Origin of the sequence: Kribbella sp. NPDC058245, assembly GCF_042882005.1 — a bacterium.
Lineage (GTDB): Bacteria > Actinomycetota > Actinomycetes > Propionibacteriales > Kribbellaceae > Kribbella.
The window spans coordinates 278,610-300,207 of sequence record NZ_JBHVWY010000001.1 but is presented as its reverse complement, the minus strand read 5'-3'; the positions used below and the strand labels follow the sequence as shown (position 1 = coordinate 300,207).

The window sequence follows — 21,598 nt, the reverse complement described above, 5'->3', positions numbered from 1 at the left end:
GACCATGGTGTCGACTAAACGCATGTATGCCGACAACGAACCGCGCTGGCGCGTCCTCGGCCCCTGGCAGGTGGGCTCTGATCTCGCCGAGCTGACCTTGCCCCCAGGGCAGGCCCGAGTGGTTCTGGCGTCACTGCTGCTTGCCGTCAACCAGCCGGTCGGGCTCGACGCCCTCGCCGACCAGGTCTGGCCTGAGCGTCCACCAGCCAACCCGCCCGGCACCCTCCATACCTACGTCTCGCGCCTGCGCCGGGTCCTCGGTGCCGGCCGGATCGAAACCGACCAAGCCGGGTACGTGCTCCGCGCGGATGAGCGGAACATCGATCTCCACCAGTTCCGCGCGCTGTGCGCCCAGGCCGCAGCCGCGGAATCGCCGGCTGCAGAGCTGAAACTGCTCCGTACGGCGCTCGCGCTCTGGCGCGGCAGACCCTTCGGTGACTTGACCTCCACGTGGCTGGACCGCGACGTCGTACCGCAACTAACAGAGGAATGGTTCGCGGCGACCGAGCGCAGGATCGACCTCGAACTGGCCGCCGGGCCACCCGGGGGTGTGGTCGCGGAACTGTCCGACCTCACTCGGCAGTACCCAACTCGTGAAGCGCTGTGGTTCCGGCTGATCGACGCCTTGCGCCGCTCCGGCCGCCGAGCCGAAGCGCTCGACCGCTATCACCAGGTCCGCGCGATCCTGCGAGATGAGCTCGGTATCGATCCGAGCCAAGAGCTGGACGAGTTGCACCGCGCGATCCCGAACAGCGAGGCGAGCCACGGACCGGAACCGATTCGGCAACTGCCGCACGGCATCCGCACCTTCGTCGGTCGCGGTGCAGAACTGACCGCACTCGACGCGCTGGATCGTGAGCAGTCACCGAACCAGGCGACCATTGTCACGATCGACGGCGCGGCCGGCAGCGGCAAGACCACCCTCGCGGTGCACTGGGCACACCGGAAAGCCGCCGACTTCGGTGACGCACAGCTGTATCTGAACCTGCGCGGCTACGGCCCCGGCGACCCAGTCAGCCCGTACGACGCCGCGGCGATGCTGCTGCGGTCCCTCGGCGTCGCCGCCGAACGGATCCCGGGCACGCTCGAGGAGCGATCCGCCTTGCTACGCAGCACATTCGCCGGCCGGCACGTGCTGCTCGTTCTGGACAACGCCCGCGATGCCGACCAGGTCCGTCCACTGCTCCCCGGACCCGACAGCCTCGTCGTCGTAACCAGCCGCAATCAGCTGCGCAGCCTGGCGATCCGCGACGGCGCCCGCCGACTGACATTGCGGTCAATGGAGCCGGACCAGGCCATTGAGTTGCTCGCAGCAACTATCGGTGCTGACCGCGTCGCCGCCGAACCGGAGGCCAGCCGTGCTCTGATCCGGCTCTGCGACCGGTTGCCGCTCGCGCTGGCCATCGTCGCCGAACGCGCAGACCGCGCCCCGACCCTCGCCGAGGTGGTCGACGCACTGGGCGACGCGCAGGCCCGCCTTGCCCACCTCGACGGCGGTGATCCGCAGTCCGACCTGACCGCGGCTTTGTCATGGTCGCATCAGGCTTTGCCAGCCCCGGCTGCTGCGATGTTCCGGTTGCTCGGCCTCCATCCTGGGGACGACATCGGCTTGCCGGCCGCGGCCGCACTGGCCGGGCTCCCGCTGATGCAGGCTCGGGCGGTGCTCGATCATCTCGTCACTGTTCACCTGGTTCACCAACATCGGCCTGGCCGGTACGAAATGCACGACCTGATCCGGCTCTACGCCGGCGAACTCGCCGCGGACGTCCCCCGCTTTGAACGAGACACGGCCATGGACCGGCTAGCCGACTGGTACCTGCACGCCGCGTTGAGTGCCGACGGGCGCCTGTCGCCGTTCCGGCCGAGAGACTTCGCTGAACCGTTCCGTCCGACGTCCCCGACGCCGGAGTTCGCCACCGTCAGCGACGCTGTTGCCTGGTTCGAGCAGGAGTACGACTGTCTGCGCGCCATCATTACCTGGTCGGCGTCCCACCGACGCGCTGGACATGCCTGGCGGACCGTCATAGCGATGCTGATGTTCATTGACAACCGGCTCCCGTGGTCAGACGGGCTGGCACTCTTGGAGTTGGCCGTCGACGCGGCCAGCACGGAGTCCCGGCCGTCGGCGCGCGCTCTCGCTCTGAACTCCCTCGTCTTCTTTTCTTTCCACCGACGGGACTGGGCACGTCTTGAGAGCTACCTGACCGAGGCCATCTCGTGTTTCCAGGCGGATGGGCACACTCGGGGCGAAGGGTCAGCGCTCTCCAACCTCGCCTACCTGCATGCGGAGCTGGGACATTTCGAGCTCACGCTCGAATACAGCGACCGAGCCATCCGGCTCTGCGCCGAGTCCGGCGAAACGCGCGGCCTCGCGATGAATCTGCACAATCGAGGTGTCGCACTGGCAGCGACAGGCCGCCACGCCGAGGCCCTCGAGGCTCACCTGGAGTCCGACAGAGTAAATCCGGGGGACCCGGCGACGGAAGCGATCAACCTGCAGGATCTCGGCCGCACCTATGCCGAACTCGGCCGGATCGCGGCCGCAGTCCGAGCTTTCCGTCGCTGCGTCCAAAAGCTCAGGATGATCGACAACCGGCGCGGAGAGGCCGACGCCCTGATTGACCTTGGCAAGCTGCTGCTCAAGGCCGACCACCCCACCCTCGCCGCCGGTCCCCTCCGGACCGCCCTGACGATCCTCGTCGAGTTCGCCGACCCCCGCATCGCCGACGTCGAAGCGCTGCTTGCCCAAGCGGAACAACAGACCGCTCGCTGACAGCTTGCGGCTCCCGGAGTCCCCGAGAGCCGCAAGCCGGTACTCGTTAGAAGTACTTCAGGTTCGTCCCGGGGACCGAGTACACCGCGTTCCCGCCGATGTTGCCCCGCGAACGCGGTTCTGACGACCTCCGCGACGCGGATGCGCTCTGGTTCACCCAACTGAACCAGCTGCGACCGATGCCGGCTACGTTGTTCCCTCCCGTCCAGACTGGGCCCGCGATTGAGGCCTCAGCCGAGCGCCAGCGATCCAAGAACGTGGTGCTCTTCACGTCGTAGTAGCGGGCATTGTTCGGGCCAGGCTGCTGCTGACACGGGACAACCATCTGGATCATGCTCCCAGCGCTGCTGTAGCACTTGGCCGGCGACCCGGCGCGGGAGTCCTTGATGTTGTCGGCCTCGGCCATACCAGCGCTGAACCCATTGATGACCTGTGCGCCGATACCGAGGTTCGCGTCCATCCCACCAGGCGGCGGAATGGGGGTACCGAACGCGGCTTTTCTGTACTTGTTGATCCAGCCGCCCCATCCACCCAAAGCCGCCCCAGCGAGGTCCATGCCGAAGCTCAAGAAGTTCCGTTCCTGGATGGAGCGGTAAGCGTCAAGGACATTGAGCGCGGAACTGGCTACGTTGAGCACCCTCGCGCCAACGTTGATCGCCATGGCCGCACCAGCGACCCAGCCGACCGGATTGGTCATTGCCAGCGCGAACCCCACGATTCCGAGGCCGGCTCCGATGGCACTGCGGTGTCGATCTACCCAATTCACAGTGTTCTTGAGCCAGCTCCACCACAAGCCGGTGGGGTCGGAGGCGTTGACCGGAGTGCTGCCGGCGTAGGAGTAGCCGTCGAGTTGTTGCGGGCTGTCCTTATCCATTAGCGGGTCGGCGGACAGGAAGCGTCCGGTGTCCGGGTCGTAGAGGCGGGCGCCTAGTTGGGTCAGGTTGGTTGAGGGATCCGCGGTACCGCCGACGAAACCTTTCTGTCCGGGGAAAGTTGCGGCGGCCTCACCACGTGGGGCGCCGAACGGGAGTTCGCGTCGACGAGCGACCGACTGGCTCTCGGCGTCGACGGCGAGGCGTTGGGTGCCGTGGTGGTCGGCGGCGAGCCAGGTGAGCTTGGCGCCGGTGCGGACGGCCATTGTTGCGCCGCCGTGTTCGTAGTAGCGGGTCCCGGTGAGTTTGACGGTGGCCTTGTCCAGGCGGATCTCTTGGCCTGGCAGATACAACACCGAGCTGGTCGGGTCGTGCCGGATCAGACGACTTCCGTCGGCGGCGTAGACCGAGGTTGTCTTCGCACCTGCTTCGGTGACAGATTCGACGCGGCTCTCTGGTGTCCACTCGAGTGCCTGCGCACCGCGGGACACCGTGTTACCCGCTGCGTCATAGCTGTAGTTCGTCGTAGCGTTGCCACTCGGACCGCTGGTGGTCACTGAGCTGACCGCGTGTGCAAGCGGCTTGCCGGCGTCCGGGTAGTTGTAGTTGCGCGTGGTGTCACCACTGGCTGCGTGCTGAACCTCGGTACGCCGGTTGCCCGCCGGGTCGTAGTTATAGCTCGACCAGTACGGCGCCGGGCCCGAAAGTGCTTGTGTGGTTGGGTTTTCGTCGCATCCGGCCCCGTTCGTCCAGGCCTCGGTCAATCGCTGGACGTGGTCGTAGCGGAAGCACTGAACGTCATCCGGAACACCCGGCGCGCTCTCGGCGATCGAGGTGATCCCGCCCGCAACATTGCGGGTATACCGAGTGTCGGACTGCATTGGTCGCGGTACTTCGGCGTCCACCACAGTGCGGTTGACCTGCCGCGTGTTGTCGTCGTAGTACGTCGACAGCCAGGTCCGCTTCCCGGTCTCGCCGAGATGTACGCGCTGCTGCTCGCCGTACTTGGTGTACTCCGTATTGAGGACGTACTCGGTGGTGCTGCCTTCCGGACCGCCGTACGTGTGCAGCGGCCGGCCAAAGTCGTCGTAGCTGTGGAACACCGACTCCAGCGGCAGTTCGCCTGCCTTGGGGAAGGTCTCGCTCTCCAGGCTGCCGTCCGGGTTGTACGTCAGCGTGGACTCATAGGACCCGGCCAGGTCCCCCTCATTGATGGGGATGGTCGTTATGCTGCGGTACGGCTGATAGAGCGCCGTGTACGCGGTGACAGCGCTGACGTAGGCGTGGTCCTCGGCGTCGTAGCGGGTCGCCGTGGCGGGCTGCCCCTTGGCTACTGTGTCGTAGGTCCAGGCCGCCAGTTTTCGACCGGTCAGTGACCCGGCGAACTCTGCGGTCTTGCGATCGAGATCGTCGTAAGCAGACGCGATGGTCTGCGAGCGGGCGTCGGTCTGCGCGACCACCCGGCCGGCGTTGTCGTACGTCGCCTTGCTGGTCCCGCGGTCCGGGTCCTTGGCCTCGGTCTTCCGGCCGCGGAGATCATAGGTGTACTGCCATTTGTTGCCTGCGGCATCGGTTAGGACAGCCAACTGCTCAGCCGGCGTGTACTCGTACTTGGTGGCGTCGTACGCACCGGTCGGTGTCGCACCCTTGTACTGCCGGAGCTCGACCAGATGGCCACGAGCGTCGCTGATCTTCGACGTTGCCGGGCTCCCGTCCGGCGGGTCGACGTCCACCCGGTCACCGCCGTACCGCGTGCTGGTCCGGAACTTCTCGGTCGGGCCACCGCTGAAGATCGACTCGACCGTTCGGCCGGCGCCGTCGTACTGCGTGGTGGTCAGGCCGGGCGCCTCGTTGTCGTTGGCGACCCAGAGGTTCGTGTCGACGTCGGCGGTGTTGAAGAACGGCTGGGTCGACTTCCACACCCGGCCCTGCGAGTCGTACCTGGTGTCGGTGAGCAGCCGGCCGCCATTGACGGCAGGTGCCTGGACCTGGCGGGCTCGCAGCAGACCGTCGTAGATGGTGTTCGTCGACACGTAGCGGCCGTTCGGGCCGAGCGTGGTGGCGGTGACGACATTCGGTTGATCGTTGCGGACCAGGTAGGTGTACTTGACGTTGGGCGACTGCGGACTGCTGCCGCCCCGAGGCCGGTTCGGCAACCACGCCGCGGTCACTCGGCCGAGAGCGTCGTACGTCGATTCCGTCACGCGGCTGTTCGCGTCGGTGACCATCAACTGGTTCCCGAACGCCGGATCGACGGCGACAGCGTTGGTGTGGCCGAGTGGGTTCGTGGTGACGGTCTTGGTCACCGGCCCGCCGGTCGTCGGCGTGTACGCCGTGGTGGTCAGTTTGCCGAGCGCGTTCCGGTTCTCGACCGCCCGGCCGTGCTGGTCGTACTTCGCCGTCGAGACGGTGGTGTACACCGGCCCGGAGGCTGGGCGCTCGGCCAACTGCTCGGACCGAGTCACCGTTCCACGCACCGGCGGGAGACCGGCGTCTTGGTCGTCGTACGACGTGCGGTCGTCGGAGATCGCGTTCTTCGGGAAGACCGGAGTGGTCCCGCAGTTCACCGACACCTTCTCGACCCGCGACGGCAGATTCAGCAACCAGGCCGTCATATTGCGCACGTAGGTCGTCCGCGTGCAGGTGTCATCGGCCGGGTCGGCGACATCACCCAGATCGTCAACCTGCTTGGGCTGGCCACGATCGTCGTACGTGGTCACGCTCTTCGTGGTTCGCCAGCCGCGACCGCCGTCCAGCGCGACCATGTCGCGAGCCGTCCCGATACCGACGATGTAGGAGCTGTAGTCGCCTCGGGTGGCCGTCGGCCCTTGCCAGACCGGTTCGGTGATCGACTTCTGTACGACGGTCGCGGAGTCCCCGAGATACGTGGTGGTCTCGAGGCCGGCGCCTTGCAGCCAGTCGTGGTCGGTGTAACTGCCGCCCTCGGAGTCGGTGAGCGGCACCGGCTTGGTACCGCCGGTCGGTGTGGCTCGGTCACCGTTCATCCCGCGGAAGAACCGCTGCTCGGTCAGCGTGACCGGACCGGACGGATCGTTCGGCACACCCTTGCGGATCCGCACCTTGCCGAAACCGCGGAAGTCGTCCCAGGTCTTCTTGTCGGGCGGCGTGAACTCGGACTGGCTGTAGTGCCAGGCAGCGCCGTCGAGGTACTCGTAGCTGGTCTCCTGCTGCGGGTTGGAGCTGATCCGGTCGGACTGCACGACCGACGAGACGACGTACTTGTGGAAGTAATCAGTGCGGTCGGCGTAATTGCCCGTTTTCCGCCAAGTCACCGGGAAACAGCGTTTGGTGTTCGTCTCGGGGCTCGTCGGCGGCGCGGTGCAGTCCGGCGGCGCGTAGTTCACCGATGTGACTCCCCCGGCCTCCGACACGATCCCGGTCACCCGGTACCGCATCAGCGGTGTCACCGGATCGGCCGGCGGCACCCGGTTGGCGTAGGCGGCACCTTCGAACGTCACCGGCGGCAGCGTGATCGAACCGCCCACCAGGCCGGTGTGGCTGATGGACTTCAGCCACAGCGCCGGCTTCCCGCCGTCACCCGGCTGCGGGAATTGCTGATCCAGATTCCAGCGATCCACATCCGTGTACGACGATCCGCGCAGTACCTGCGTGGTCACCGAGGCAAGTCGCTTGGTGCTCCAGAAACTCGGTGCGTATTTGTCCTTGCAGGTGGCCGACTCGCAGCGCGCATCCAGCGGAACGTCGGGAAAGTTCTCCTTCTTGTCCAGCGTGCAGTCGCTCCCCGGAACACACCGCTCGGCGGTACCGAAGACGACCCGGCCGGACGGCTGCGCGGTACCGGCGCCGTGCAGGCCGTAGTCGATGCGATCCAGCCAGCCACCGCGGTCGTACTGGACGGCGGTGTCCTTCAGGTTGCGGCCGTAGGAGTTCGTCTCGGTCTGGTACTGCAGCAGGATGGTGTTGCCGTACCGGTCGACGATCTTGTCCAGGTTCCAGCGCCAGGCCTGCTTGCACGACGAGGTGTCGAAGGTCGCGCCATGGCAGGGCTCGCCCTCGTCATCGCCGAAGACCGGGACGGTCCAGGCCGACTTCGCGTCGGCGCGGGAGCCGAAGAAGTACTGAGTGCCGTCGACCGTGGTGATCTTCCAGTACTCACCGTCCTTGGCGTCGGTGCCGGCTCCGGTCAGCCGCTCGACCCGGGAACCGTCGTCGTGCTTGGTCCGCCAGCCGTTCGCACCGGAGATCAGCATTCCGCCGGAGCCGCCGTACGAGGCAATGGCGTTGTCGCTGCGCCAGCACAGATCGCCGACCTGCTGGCCCTTGTTCGAGCCCTCCTTGTCGTCGGCACAACCGCCGTACGAGCGTTCGACGAAACCAGGGTTGAGATCCCAGCCGTCACCGATCCAGGACGGCTGATTGTTGGTGGCACTGGTGCGGCCGTCGATACCGGCCGAGGAGTACGCCAACGCCAGCTTCGGCTCCAGGCCGCCGGGCGCCGGCGGCACCCTGAGCGGGTAGCTCCAGTTGAAGCCGCCGGTCTGTGCCGAGACGTCCCAGGTCGCCGACGCCGCCAACGGGGTGGCGCTCGGGTTCCCGGAACCCACGGGCGCCGCTGGAGCGCCCGGATCCTGGTTACCGGTCACGGCTTTCGTGGATGCGTCGTCGGCGTCCCGGCTCTGGACCGACTGCTGGGTCACCGGCACCGATTTCGTGTCCGGCAGCGGCACCGATGGTCCGGTCGCGGCGGCTGCCGCGTCCGGGGACGGAACGGACACTCCGGTGGCGAGCGTCAGTGCGAACGCCAGAGCGGCTGATACAGCAGATCTTCTGCGCATGCTGATGGTCCCCTCGACTGTCAGCCGGCCAGAGCCGGGTAGGAGCTGAACAGGGTCTCGATGCGGCTCTTGTCCAGCCGGCCGGCGTACACCCGGACGTCGTCAACGTCCCCCGGCCAGAACTCAGCCGGCGTACCGCTGACCAGACCGCGGCCGAGCTGCAGCCCACCGGCAGCGGCCCAGGGTGTGTCGAGCGTGCCGGCGCCCTGCCGGGTGGCATCGACGTACAGCCACAGTTGCTTGGCCTCCGCGTCGTACACGCCGACCAGGTGCCGCCATTTGTTCAGGTCGGATTCTCGTGCCGACACGGACGCCTTCGTCACGGTGCCATCGGCCTCGGGCATCTCGAAGATCCAGGCGCCGTACGGACGGGTGTCCTTGTCCGTGAAGTGGCCCAGCCTGAACTTGCTCGTCTGTCCACCGTCGAGGCTGATCGCGGTGAGGTGGCACGAGAACTCAGCCCCGGGATCACACGTCTTACGCAGCCGAACCCAGGTGGAGACCGTGAAGCTCTTCGAGGTGTCGATGTCGACGCCGGTGGTCGAGGCTGAATCGTCCTGACCGTCGAAGCTCAAAGCCTTGCCCACCCGGCCGTCGATCCGGCTGGGCCCATTGAGCGTGCCCGCCCGGGCGCCGACGGAGTCCGCGGCGTTGGTGCCGCTCGTCTCGTCCAGCGTCCAGTTGTGCGCCAGGCCGAGGTCCCGTCCGGCCATCGCGACCAGTTCACTCTCGGCCAGCACCCGGTCGTAGACCCGGACGTCGTCGATCGCACCCGGGAACGAGGCGCTGCGTACGCCGTTCCACTTGCTGCCGCCGATGATGAATCGGCCGGCCGGATAGTTCCAGGTCTGCGTGTACGACGCCGTGGCGCCGAGCACGCCGTTCACGTGGATCGCGATCTGCTTGCGGTCGGCGTCGTAGCTACCGACCACGTGCTGCCAGACACCCACCTGGGCCAGCGGTCCGATCGCTCGGGCACCGGAGTTCCCGGCATCCTTCACGTCCGCACCGGACATCGCGAACGTCCAAAGGCCCCTGTCCGTGAGTTGCAGGTGGAACGAGCTGACGACTTCACCGTCCTGCGACAGCGGAACCCACCAGCCACCGAGCTTGTCCGGTCGGAGCCAGGCACTGACCGTGAAGCTGCGATCGACATCCACAGCGTGCGGTGCATCGACGTACGCGTCGGTGCCGTTCAGCTGGAGCGCGCGATCCGCAGCGTCCGGCATCGAGGTCTGGCCGGCCGTCCACGTCACACCACCGTGCAGCGTGGCGTCACGGTGGTTCGCCGACGCATCGGTGGTGTTGCCGTCCAGCTTCCAGGTTGCCGCACTCGCGTCGTTGCCCGCCATCAGACCGCGGACCTCGTCCACCGAGATGACCCGGTTGTACGCGCGGACCTCGTCGATCATGCCCGGCCAGGTGGTGGTCGGGTTCCCGTTCCACTTACCGCGCCCGATCCGCATCGGACCGGTCGCGTCGAAGCCGGCGACGCGCGGCGCCGTACCGGCCGGAGCGCCGTTCACGTACAGCCTGATCACCTTGGCCGGTGCGTCATACACGGCGGCCAGGTGGGTGAGCGTGCCGACCTTGGCCGGCACCGTGGAGACCACCATCTCGTCCGCCGGGCGGTTCACTGCATCGGCCGACGGGTTGTAGAACTCCCAGACTCCCTTATCAGCAAGCTGGCGATACCAGAGGAAGTAGCCACTGACGTTCGTGCCGTCCTGAGCCAGGACTGGCACGGTCCAGCCGGTCTGCGGCGCCTTGTCGAGCTTCACCCAGGCTGCGACCGAGAAACTCTGATCCGTGCGAACCACCGGTCCGGCAGTCGCCATCTGACCGTCAACACCATCGAGCTGCACACCGCGGCCAACAGCACCACCGTCCGTACCAGTCAGCGTCGCACCGCCCTGCAGTACGCCGCCGACGCCGCCGTCCACCTTGTTGGCGACCGCAGTGCCGGCCGCTTCCTCGAACGTCCAGTGCGCGGTCTGTACGTCGTCCTGCGCAACCTCGGTGCGGATGTCCTCGTCGGGCAACGCCCGGTCGTAGACCTTCACCTCGTCGATGCCGCCGGACCACGGGTCACAGGGATCGGCACCACACTTCTGCCGACCGACCACCAGTGGCCCGGATGCCTGCCAGGGAACAAAATTCTCCGGCAGAGCCTGCTCGGCGACCCGAACGCCGTTCACAAAGAGCCGGATCACCTTGGCGGACCGGTCGTACACGCCGGTGACGTGTGACCACCGATCGAGCTGCGCCGGTGCGCTCGCGAAGGCGTAAGTACCCGGCGGGCTGACCGCGGTGCCGTTGTGCAGCATCAGCAACGCCCACTTGTTCGTGTCCCCGCGATACTGCAGATAGAAACCGCTGTTGTACGGCGCTCCGTCCTGGCTGGCGATCGCCATCACCTGACCGGATCTCAGCGGCTGCGGTTTGACCCAGGCCGACACCGAGAAGCTGGCATCGGTGCGAAGGGTGTTCGGCGCAGTCATGTTCGTCGTGGGCTGCGTGCCGTTCAGCTGCAGACCCAGGCCGATCGCTCCCGGTGCGTACTTGGCCGCGCCGCCCAGCGTGCCGTCCCGGTCGCCCAGACTGGCGGTGTCCTTGGCATTTCCCTCGAACGACCACTGTGCCAGCGGTCCACGGCCTTCGCGAACGTAGAACCGGTACGTCGTGATCGGGCTCAGATTGCCGGCCCGATCGACGCTCCGGACGAACAGCTCCTGCGGCCCGTCCGCCCACGGAGTGACCGAGACACTCGACTTGCCACCCAGAGCATCTGCTTCGGCCCAGGTGCTGGGCGGCGTCTGCGTGCCCCAGAGGTAATGGTCGACGTCCGCCGTCCCCGGATCGCTGCCGGCGACCGCCGTCCGCTCGAACGTGAACTCACCCGGTACGCCGACGGCGCCGTGCCAGCGATTGTCTTGCTGGTAAAGCGAACCGGTCACCTTCGGCTCTGATGAGGGCGGTGTCCGGTCCACCACGAACGGACCAGGCCCGTTGGTCCAGGGGCTGTAGTCGAGCCGCTGACCGTTGTCGACGTCCCAGCCACGAACCTGCCAGCTCATCTTCTTGCCGTCGGTCAGCGCGACAGTGGTGTCGTGGAAGGAGCCGTTCGCCTGCAGCGAGCCGTACCGGGTCTCGACCGCGCCGTCGGTGGTGATGTCCCACTGCGGCAGGTTGGCCTCGCCGTCCGGGTCGGACAGGCCGGCGATCAGACGGACCGAGCTGCCGCTGAAGTACGACGTACCGGCGCACCACTTGCAGGGTGCCGGCAGCGGCGGATCGCTGCGCACGCTGCCCGGCGCGTTCGGCGCCGCGTTGAACTTGATCCGGAGCTGGGTCGCGTTCGCGTCGTACTTGCGCCAGTAGTCCTGATCGCCCTCGTTGCCGGCCTGGATGATGTAGGTCGACGTACTCGTCGGGTTGATGTGTTCGGTCGGCACCGCGAAGGAGAACTCCTTCCAGCCACCGCAGCCGCCGTTGGCATAGGACGCCGGTGCATTCGCCTCACCGATCGGCCAGCCGCCCGGTGCGTTCGACCAGGTGATGCCCGGCCCGATCGGGCTGGTGCCGAGCAGCACCTGCTTGCGGGCGCTGCAGCTCGGGCTGCCCACCACCGCCGAGTCGAGCCAGACGTTCATGATCCGCTTGCCGACCAGGATGCCGCCGGCCGCGGTGTCGAACTGGAAGTAGGAACGCATCAGGCCGATGCCGTTACAGTCCGAGAAGGCACATTTGCCGACCTGGGCCACATCTGCGCCACCAGGACTGGCGTTCGACCAGGTGCTGCCCGGCTTGCCCTGCGAGACCGAGGTCCAGAACGACTTGCCGTACGTCGCCCAGTTCGGGTCGATCACGATCGGCAGCACGGCCTTCGGGTCCCGGAGCAGGCTCACGTCCGGGCTGATCGTCAGCGCCGACGACGCAACGGCGACTGCCGCCACCGACCGGCGGGCCGGCGTAGCGGAGTCCCACATCGCCGACGGCGGTGCCGAGAAGACCACCGCCCCGGAGGTGTTGCGCGCCTCGAGCGCCCCCGTTTTGGTCGCCGTGACGCGCAGCCCCTCTGTCTGCATACCTAGCCGGATCGGCCCGAGCTCCTGCGCTGCTTCCCGGGTCCGCACCACCAGGTGCTGGGTGTATCCGGTGGACTCGGCGCGCAGCACCAGGTCCACACCGGGCAGCACCTCCCGGTACGTCGCCGTCGACTCGGACAGCTCGGGTGTCGGCAGCGTGCCTGGCCAGGTCAGCGTGATCCGGCTCCCGGCCTTGCCCAGACGCAGCATCGGACCGGTGCCGCCGCCGGAGAACGTCAGCTCGGTGCTGACCACCTTGGGCGCGACGCTGCCGTCGGCCGCGCGGGCGAGGGTCGAGTCGATCCCGGTCCAGCGGTTGTTGCGCAGTACCCGGACCGGCCCGGCCGACAGCTCCGCCACCGACGAGCCGTCGGGTTCGGCGTAGACGGTCCGGTCGGCCGCGCGGAGGCTGGAAACCTCCACCCGGCTGCCCTGCCGGAGCGCAGCTTTGGTCGCGCCGGCCAGGTCGGCCACCTCGGCGACCGGGGGCGGCGCGCCCGCCACGGCGGCCGCCGTACGGGAGGCGTCAGCGGTTGGAAGTACGGAGATCAGTGGCGTGACGAGGACCAGCGCCAGGACGGTGCCGAGGCGCCGGAAGGCTCTCCCCGACGACGGCAGACGTGAATGCAACACAGAACAAACCCCCAGGTCGCGGAATCATGCGCGACCTGGGGTTCTGCCTCCCCCGAGGTGGTCCCAGCTCGCTCGCGAACAGGATGGCCGTCGGGACCTTGACGGGTTCTGTACCGGCGGCGGGGCCGTGACAGACGCCGTCCCCAGGGTCAGATCTTGGCGAAGACCTCTTCGCGGAGGCGTTCGAGGGTTTCGAAGCGCTTGGCGCCGGAGCCGAACCAGTGGTCGGGGACGAGGATCTCGTCGATGCCGGCTTCGGGGTACTGGGCAACGATGTCGAGGACTTCCTGTGCCGAGCCCATGATCACGTGCAGGCCGCGGGACTCGAAGTTCTCCTTGCGGGCGACCGCCTCGGTGTCGCCGGGGGCGATCACCTCGAGGAAGGTCTGGGCCGAACGGCGTACTGTCTTGGGGTCGCGGCCGATGCGGTCGCAGTGTTCGGCGAAGACTTTGCCCTTGTGGGCGGCGAGATCCGGGCGGCCCCAGTGGTTCCACTCGTCGGCGTACTTGGCAACGATGCCGAGGGCAACCTTCTCGCCGGAGGCGCCGATCAGCACGGGGAGTTTCGCGGGCTTGGGCTCGAGCGGGGCGTCTTTGAGCTGGTAGTACTTGCCGTCCAAGGTCGTCCGCTCCTGGGTGAGCAGACCGGTGACCACCTGGCAGGCCTCTTCGAACCGGGCCAGCAACTGCTTCACCGGCGGGAGCTCGATGCCGTAGACCTCGTGCTCGTTCACCTGCCATCCGGCGCCGATGCCGTAGACGAACCGGCCGTTGCTCATCTGGTCGATGGTCGCGGCCGCGTTGGCGGCGACGGCCGGGTGCCGGTAGGTGTTGCCGAGCACCATCGAACCGATCCGCACCCGCTCGGTGCGGACGGCGAGACCGGCGAGCAGCGCGAACGCCTCGTTCACCGGGATCGACAGGTCGTCGTCGTTCTTCATGAAGTGGTCGGCGATCCAGACGCCGTGCCAGCCGGTGCGCTCGGCGTACTCGGCGCCCTCGAGGATTTCGGTCCACGTCCGACCGGCGTTCGGCCAAAAGGAAAAGTCCATGGCCTCGAGCCTACGTCGAGCTGTGGATCAGACGAGGTGCCAGCGCAGCAGGAAGGAGCCGATGGAGAGCACCAGGTAGAGCAGGACGAGCAGGGCGCCGATGCCGGGGCGCGGGGTCGCGCGGCGGGCGGGGCGGCCGGCGGCCTGCAGGCGCAGGGCCTCCATCACGGCGGCGACCTCGGTGGTGCGGTCGGTCGGGATGCCGTTGATCTCGTTCTCGTCTTTGCCGCGACTCAGTACGACGTTGTCGTCGCCGACCTCGATCTTGTCCACGTCCTGCCAGGGCAGGCTGCGGATCAGCATGCTCGTGCGCGCCTTGAGGGCGGTCGGCGTCAGCATCACCCGGTAGAGCACGACACCACCGGCGACACGGACCACGGAGGCACCGATGATCGTCAGCAGGAAGACCGCGAGGATGTCGCGGGCGCCCATCCAGAGCCAGGAGTTCAGTGCCGGTATGGCGACGAACGGCGCCACGAACAGCGCCCAGGCCCACCACGGCGCGGGATCGACCGGGACCCGCCACGGCAGCTCCGGCAGCTCTGCCACCGGTTCCGGGGCAGGGCTCAGCTGCTCGGGGCTCTTCTGCGCCGAACGATTAGCCACAGGCGGGACTCCCTTGACGGAACTGCGGCCCTCACAATAACGCCAGCACCACCGGAGGTGTTATTCGGCGGCGAGATCGCGCGAGCGATTACGCGCCGCTTCGATCGCCGAGAGGAACGCGGCCCGGACCTTGTGGTCTTCGAGCTCCCGTACGGCGGCCGCCGTGGTACCGCCCGGTGACGTCACGCGCTCCCGCAGTACGGTCGGGTGTTCTCCGGTCTCGCGCAGCAGTTTGGCCGAGCCGACCAGGGTCTGCACGACCAGGTCGGTCGCCGTCGTTCGCGGCAGGCCCATGTGGACACCGGCCTCGATCATCGACTCCACCACAAAGAAGATGTACGCCGGTCCGGAGCCGGAGATCGCAGTCACCGCGTCCTGCTGCTTCTCCGGTACTCGGATCACCCGGCCGGTCGCAGACAGCAGGCCCTCGGCCAGGACGAGGTGGCTCTCGTCGCAGTGCGCGCCGCGGGAGATGGCAGCCATCCCCTCGTCGACGAGCGCGGGGGTGTTCGGCATGACGCGGACGACCGCGACCCCTTCGGGCAGCCGCGACTCGATGAAGGTGGTCGAGATACCCGCGGCCAGTGACACCACGGTCTGGGACGGCTTCACCACCGGCGCGATCTCGGCCAGCAACTCCGGCATGTCCTGCGGCTTCACGACCAGCACCAGAGTGTCCGCCTTAGCGGCCGCATCCAGGTTGGAGACGACATCGACGCCGTACCGCTCGCGCAGCTCGGCCGCCCGCTCCGCACGCCGCTCGGTGATCAGCAGCTGTTCCGGTCGCCGGCCGGCCCGGATCAGCCCCGACAACAACGTCTCGCCCATCACACCGGCCCCGAGAATGGCCACCTGGTCAGTCATGCCCACACAGTACTGACGATCCGCCACGCACTCCGAGCATTTGTCCAGGAAGGAGACATAGGATGTCCTATGTCCGCCCCGCTCTGACCATAAGGATCCGCCCATGACCCTTCGCCGCACCCTCGCCCTCGCCGCCACAACACTGCTCCTGCTCAGTGGTGGAGTCGCCGAGGCGACCGCCGTCCTGTACCCCGTTGTCCAGGCCGCCGATGACGACGCCGACGACCTGGACGTCAGTACGCCGACCGCCCCGAGCCTGGCGACGTCCAGCACCCCAAGCGCGTTCGACACCTCGGCCACCTCCCCCGTCGACCATTGCATCCTCTGGAGCGAGACGCTCGGCAACACCTGCTTCGAGTGGGTCGGCGACATCCAATGGGTCCAGGACAACATCGAGAACGGCTGGGCCACCGTCGTGAACGTCCAGACCAACTACGGCAAGGATCGATACTGCCAAGCACCCCCGAAGGCCAAAGGCTGGGGTTACTGCGACTACGACCACAAAGAAGGCAAGTGCGTGCGCTGGCGGTTCTACGAGCTCAAAGACGGCACAACCCGCAACTGGGGCTACTGGAGCGCCTGGTACGGCACCGCCTACGGCTACCCCTGCTGATGCCTACTTCTTGCTGATCAGGGAGCGGGCGAAGAACTGCAGGTTGGCGGGGCGCTCGGCGAGGCGACGGACCAGGTAGCCGTACCAGTCCTCGCCGTACGGGATGTAGATGCGCATCGTGTGGCCGAGACCCGCCAGCCGGAGCTGCTCCTCGGGGCGGATGCCGAACAGCATCTGGAACTCGAAGGAGCCCGGCTGCCGGTTGGCGCGTTCCGCGAGAGCGCCGGCGATGTTGATCAGCCGCGGGTCGTGCGAGGCGACCATCGGATAGCCGGTGCCGTTCATCAGGATCTTCAGCGCGCGGACGTAGGCCTTGTCCACCTGGCGCTTGTCCTGGAACGCGACCGACTCCGGCTCCTTGTAGGCGCCCTTGCAGAGGCGGACGCGGGAGCCGGCGTGCGCGAGGTCGCGGCAGTCGCCCTCGGTACGGCGGAGGTAGGCCTGCAGCACCGCACCGGTCTCCGGGAAGTCCTGGCGCAGCTCGCGCAGGATGCCCAGCGTGGAGTCGGTGGTGGTGTGGTCCTCCATGTCGAGGGTGACCGTCGTACCGGCGTTGCGGGCGGCGTGGCAGATCGTCCGGGCGTTCTCCAGGGCGATCTTCTCGCCGTCACCGGGCAGCGCCTGGCCGACCGCGGACAGCTTGACCGACACCTCGGCGTTCTTGGTCAGGCCGGCTTCGGAGAGCTTGCGGAGCAGCTCGAGGTAGGCGTCCGCGGTGGCGGACGCGGCGGCCAGGTCGGTGACGTCCTCACCGAGGTGGTCGAGGGTGACGTTCAGGCCGTTGCTGACCAGCTTCTCGGTGGCCAGTACGGCCTCCGGAGCGGTCTCACCGGCCACGAAGCGCGCCACGATGCCACTGGAGACCGGCATCGCCGACACGGCCTTCTTGATCTGGGGGCTGCGGGACATGCCCAGCAGGACTCGCCGAAGCACTTCTGTTCTCCTCCTCGAAGCCACCCGGCCCCGTATGCCAGTGGTGTCAGCAGGCTACGCGCCTGAACACGACGCTCCATAATCCTGTGGCCGGAACCACACCAGCGGCGTACTGGTCCGATCACGCTGTGTGTCCGCACCTCGGGCGAGGGAGGATAGGACGTATGCCCATCTTCAAGCGTCGCAAGGCGGCCGTTGTGGAGGCCGACCCGATCGGCGCGTTCTGGTCCTGGTGGACCTCGGTCGGCTCCGAGCTCGTCGCCGACGCGATCGCCCGCAAGCAGCCCGCGGACATCGGCGCCACGCTGAGCGAGTGGGTCAACCGCGTCCACCCCGAACTCGACTGGGAGCTCGGCCCGGGCCTGCACGCCCAGCACGCCCTGATCGTCACCGCCGCCGGCAACCCGAGCCGCCGCGCGACCGCCCGCCGCTGGCTGCGCTCCGCGCCGGCATCGGACCACCTGTGGGAGTACGCCGACCTCCGGCGACCGGGTCCGGTCAGCACGATCCAGTTCGAGGGACTGCCCGCCGTACCGATTGAGCAGTCTGTTGTTGAGGTCGACCCGGATGCGTCGTCGATCCATGTCGGGGTTTATCACCCGGCGTTTCCGGAGCTGCCGGTCGACGTGCGGCAGCGGGTGACGTTCCTGATCCTCGATCTCGTGCTCGGCGAGGAGATGGTCGAGACGTGGATCGGTGCGATCGACACCCTGGACGTCGTACCGCCAGAGCCGCGGCCGATCTCGGCGCTCCTGCCGGCTGTTGCTGCCTTCGCCGCAGAGCACACGCTCGAGGACGGCAGTCCGGCGTGGAAGATGCTCGAAGGTACCCGCGACGGGCACCGCCTGATCGCGACCGCCGAATACCCGCTGCGCTCGATCCGGCGCCCGCACCTCGACACCCACGTCGAGATCTCCGTCGGCTACCCGGTCGTCCGCGACGACGGCCTGCCCGAGTCCGACATGCTCGACGAACTCCGGGCCTTCGAAGACCACCTCACCGCCCGCCTCGGCGGCTCCGGCAACCTCCTCGCCCACGAAACCTCCGCCGGCACCCGCCTCCTGCACTACTACACCGACGGCACGACCCCCGCCGCCGCCCAACTCCAAGCCGCCACCCCCGGCTGGACCCACGGCAAGGTAGCCGTCACCACCACCCAAGACCCCGCCTGGGACAACGTCTCCCACCTCTCCGGCTGACCCCCGGTGACCGCAGCTAGCGTCCGAAAACACGCCGACCACGTACTCGGTCCTTTCGGACGCTAACGGTCGCTTAGTCTGCAACGTGCCGGTTGTCGTGAGTGTCTAGGAGGACTTGTGGGACGTCGTCGTGGGTTGCTGTCGGTCATCTTGGCTGTGGGGTTGGCTGGGGCATCGGGTTTGACGGCGAATGCGACGCCGTTCTCGCCGGGAGCCGCCGGGGCTGGGGATCCGTACTTCCCGGATATGGGGAACGGCGGGTACGACGTCAGCCATTACGACATCAAGCTCGGGTTCGACCCCAAGACCAAGGCGATCGATGCGACGACGACGATCGTTGCCCGGGCCACCCAAAACCTTTCGCGGTTCGACCTGGACTTCCAGGGGCCGTTGAAGATCAGCAAGCTGACGGTGAACGGGCGGGCCGCGTCGTTCAAGCGGACTGGCGCGCAGGAGCTGGTGATTACGCCGCGGCACGGGTTGTGGCGTGGGAGCAAGTTCGTCGTCTCGGTGACGTACGCCGGTGTTCCGCAGAAGATCGATGACCCGGCGCTCGGTATCTCCGGGTGGGCCGCGACCAAGGACGGCGCGGTCGCGCTCAACCAGCCGATCGGCGCGGCGACCTATTACCCGGTCAACGACACCACGGACGACAAGGCGACGTACACGCAGACCATCACGGTGCCGACCGGTCTGACCGTCTTGGGCAATGGTGAGCCCGGCCGGACCACCACGCACGGCAAGCACACGACCTTCCGCTGGCAGATGAACCAGCCGATGGCCAGTGAGCTGAGCATGCTGGCGATCGGGAACTACAACGTCACGCACGGGCGGTTGGCCGACGGGCGGCAGAACATCACGGCGATCGGCAAGTCGGTCGACACCAAGGCCGGCCAGGGCAAGGTCTTCAACGAGACCACGGCGCAGATCGTCGAGTGGGAGTCGTCGGTGTACGGGCGCTACCCGTTCGGCTCGACCGGCGGGGTCATCGGCGATATCGGCGTCCACTACGCGCTGGAGAGCCAGGGCCGGCCGGTGTACGACCAGCGCAGCAGCAACGTCAGCGGCGGGCTGCTCGCCCACGAGCTCGGTCACCAGTGGTTCGGCGACAGCCTCACCCCGGTGCGCTGGTCCGACATCTGGCTCAACGAAGGCTTCGCCACCTACTCGGAGTGGCTCTACCAGGAGAAGTTCAAGGGCGTCCCGGCGCAGAAGAGCTTCGAGGAGGCCTACGCCGGCGAGGACAACTGGACCGGCAAGGTGGCCGACCCGGGCCGCGACCAGATCTTCGACGACCTCGTCTACACCCGCGGCGCGATGACGCTGCACGCCCTGCGCCTGAAGATCGGTGACAAGGCCTTCTTCCAGGTCCTCAAGCAGTGGCCGACCACCCACCGGCACAGCAACGTCTCCACCCAGATGTTCATCCAGTACGTCGAGCGGCTGACGCACCGCGATCTCGATGGCTTCTTCCAGGCCTGGGTCTACCAGCCGGGGAAACCGGCCCTCTAAGGGTGCAACCTGGGTGAGCAGGCTTTCCGTCTTGGGGGAGACATGGAGAGTGGGAGGCGCGGATGAGCGAGCGGGACCAGGCGTTTGTGGAGTTCGTCGAGGAGGCGAGTCCGTCGTTACGGCGGACCGCCTACCTGATCAGCGGGGATCGGCACAAGGCCGATGACATCGTTCAGGAGGCGCTCTACAAGCTGTACCTGCACTGGCCGAAGGTCGCCCGGGCGGGTAACCAGTTCGCTTATGCCCGCCGGATGGTGGTCAACACCGCGTACGACGGTGGCCGTCGGCCGTGGCGCCGAGAGGTGGCGACCGCGGTGATTCCCGAGCGGCAGGCGGCCGGTGACTTCGCGTCCGGCCATGCGGATCGGGACCAGGTGCTGGACGCCCTGCGATCACTCGGCCCCCGCCAGCGAGCGTGCGTCGTACTCCGGTACTACGAGGACCTGTCGGTCGAGCAGACCGCGGAGGCCCTCGGATGTTCGGAAGGCACGGTCAAGAGCCAGGCGGCTCGCGGCCTCGAATCTCTCCGCAAGGCCATGCGACGGACGAGCCCGGCGCTGTGAAGGAGAACCTGATGAACAACGACCCCGAGGTCGGTAACGAACTACACCGGCTCGCCCACGCCGAACCCCTGACCGATTTCGACACCAACGCAGTACTCACCCGCGGCCGCAGCGGCGTCCGCCGCCGCCGTTTCCTCGGCGTCGGCGGCGGCATCGCCGGCGTCGCCGCGATCGCCCTCGCCGCCACCCTGATCCCCAACCTCAGCTCGGCCGGCCAGGACCCGGGCGTCGCGGGCACGGACAACTCCCAGTTCGAAGCCGTCCCGGGGCTGCCGCACGGCGAGGCTGCACTCTTCGTGGACGTCACCCAGGCGCAGGCCCAGCAGCTCTGCGATCTGCGGTACCCCGGCGAGCATCAGAAACTCAAGTCGACCACCGCACGGACACACCGGGTCGGCAGCAAACCGTCGTTCGAGATGCAGAAGCTCCCGGCGAATGGTCGGCATTTCTGCCAGATTCCCGGCGGCGACAAGCCATCGGCGAAGCTGGTCGCCGCGGCCGCGGCCGATCCGCTGCCCAAGGACGCCGCCGGCCAGCTACGGAACTGCTCGGTGCAGACCTGGGTCGACGTCACCGGATGGCGCATCATGGCCGCCGACCGGTCGGCGGCGCTCAAGCAGGCACAGATCGTCGCGGTCTCTCCGTCGGGCCGCAGCCTGATCGCCTGCAGCCTCGACAGCCGCGAAGGCCCCATGGGCGACATGTCGAACACCTTGTTCTCCCGCCTGCAGGCCCCGGACCCCAACCTGGATCCGATCCTCACCCCCGCCAGCGGGACGAAGTGGGCGGAGATGATCGTCTCCGGCTACGGCGGCGGAGCCTGCGACAGCTCGACGAAGAAGTGCGGCAAGGGCTCCGCCACCGCCTGGGGGCGCGGTCCGGCCGAGACCGCCACGGTCGAGGTCAGCTTGCACGGCAAGTCGTACCGGACGCCGGCCACGGAAGGTTGGTGGGCCAGCACCTGGTCGATCCCGCCCCACACCTGGACCGGCGACCCGAAGAAGCCCGACTACCCGGTCTACAAGGCCTACGACAAGAACGGGAAGTTCCTGAAGAAGCTCGGCAGCTGAACC

12 protein-coding genes are annotated in these 21,598 nt (G+C 67.6%); 6 read left to right on the top strand and 6 right to left on the bottom strand.

The features are described from left to right. The first annotated feature begins 22 nt into the window (after positions 1–22). Entirely contained in the window at positions 23–2,773 is a 2,751-nt protein-coding gene (locus ACFVWG_RS01380; RefSeq protein ID WP_391541138.1) for a BTAD domain-containing putative transcriptional regulator, read from the top strand. Between the two features lie 46 nt (positions 2,774–2,819). Here the strand turns inward: ACFVWG_RS01380 and ACFVWG_RS01375 are convergent, their stop codons facing one another. The 5 genes from ACFVWG_RS01375 to proC form a co-directional block, all read right to left on the bottom strand. Next, complete coding sequence (locus ACFVWG_RS01375; protein WP_391541137.1) at positions 2,820–8,462, bottom strand: RHS repeat-associated core domain-containing protein; 5,643 nt, start codon at positions 8,460–8,462, stop codon at positions 2,820–2,822. Between the two features lie 20 nt (positions 8,463–8,482). Next, positions 8,483–13,183, bottom strand: coding sequence for a LamG domain-containing protein (locus ACFVWG_RS01370; RefSeq protein WP_391541136.1), 4,701 nt, complete (start codon positions 13,181–13,183; stop codon positions 8,483–8,485). A gap of 149 nt (positions 13,184–13,332) precedes the next feature. After that, entirely contained in the window at positions 13,333–14,235 is a 903-nt protein-coding gene (locus ACFVWG_RS01365) for a TIGR03560 family F420-dependent LLM class oxidoreductase (protein ID WP_391541135.1), read from the bottom strand. Positions 14,236–14,262: 27 nt separating this feature from the next. After that, positions 14,263–14,841, bottom strand: coding sequence for a hypothetical protein (locus tag ACFVWG_RS01360; protein ID WP_391541134.1), 579 nt, complete (start codon positions 14,839–14,841; stop codon positions 14,263–14,265). Between the two features lie 60 nt (positions 14,842–14,901). Next, positions 14,902–15,705: a pyrroline-5-carboxylate reductase gene (gene proC, locus ACFVWG_RS01355; RefSeq protein WP_391541133.1), complete on the bottom strand. Its 804-nt coding sequence runs from the start codon at positions 15,703–15,705 to the stop codon at positions 14,902–14,904. Positions 15,706–15,808: 103 nt separating this feature from the next. On the opposite strand from proC, the gene ACFVWG_RS01350 reads away from it, so the two are divergent. Then, entirely contained in the window at positions 15,809–16,318 is a 510-nt protein-coding gene (locus tag ACFVWG_RS01350; RefSeq protein ID WP_391541132.1) for a hypothetical protein, read from the top strand. Between the two features lie 3 nt (positions 16,319–16,321). Here the strand turns inward: ACFVWG_RS01350 and ACFVWG_RS01345 are convergent, their stop codons facing one another. Beyond that, entirely contained in the window at positions 16,322–17,251 is a 930-nt protein-coding gene (locus ACFVWG_RS01345; RefSeq protein ID WP_391541131.1) for a proline dehydrogenase family protein, read from the bottom strand. A 164-nt stretch (positions 17,252–17,415) separates the two neighbouring features. On the opposite strand from ACFVWG_RS01345, the gene ACFVWG_RS01340 reads away from it, so the two are divergent. From ACFVWG_RS01340 to ACFVWG_RS01325, 4 genes are all read left to right on the top strand, one after another. Beyond that, positions 17,416–18,450: a DUF695 domain-containing protein gene (locus ACFVWG_RS01340; protein WP_391541130.1), complete on the top strand. Its 1,035-nt coding sequence runs from the start codon at positions 17,416–17,418 to the stop codon at positions 18,448–18,450. Positions 18,451–18,567: 117 nt separating this feature from the next. After that, entirely contained in the window at positions 18,568–19,962 is a 1,395-nt protein-coding gene (locus ACFVWG_RS01335; RefSeq protein WP_391541129.1) for a M1 family metallopeptidase, read from the top strand. A gap of 62 nt (positions 19,963–20,024) precedes the next feature. After that, positions 20,025–20,525 carry a SigE family RNA polymerase sigma factor gene (locus ACFVWG_RS01330; protein ID WP_391541128.1) on the top strand — a complete coding sequence of 167 codons (501 nt, stop codon included), beginning with the start codon at positions 20,025–20,027 and terminating at the stop codon, positions 20,523–20,525. Between the two features lie 11 nt (positions 20,526–20,536). After that, positions 20,537–21,595 (top strand): hypothetical protein, encoded by a 1,059-nt coding sequence (locus ACFVWG_RS01325; protein WP_391541127.1) that lies wholly within the window; start codon positions 20,537–20,539, stop codon positions 21,593–21,595. The last annotated feature ends 3 nt before the right edge of the window (positions 21,596–21,598 follow it).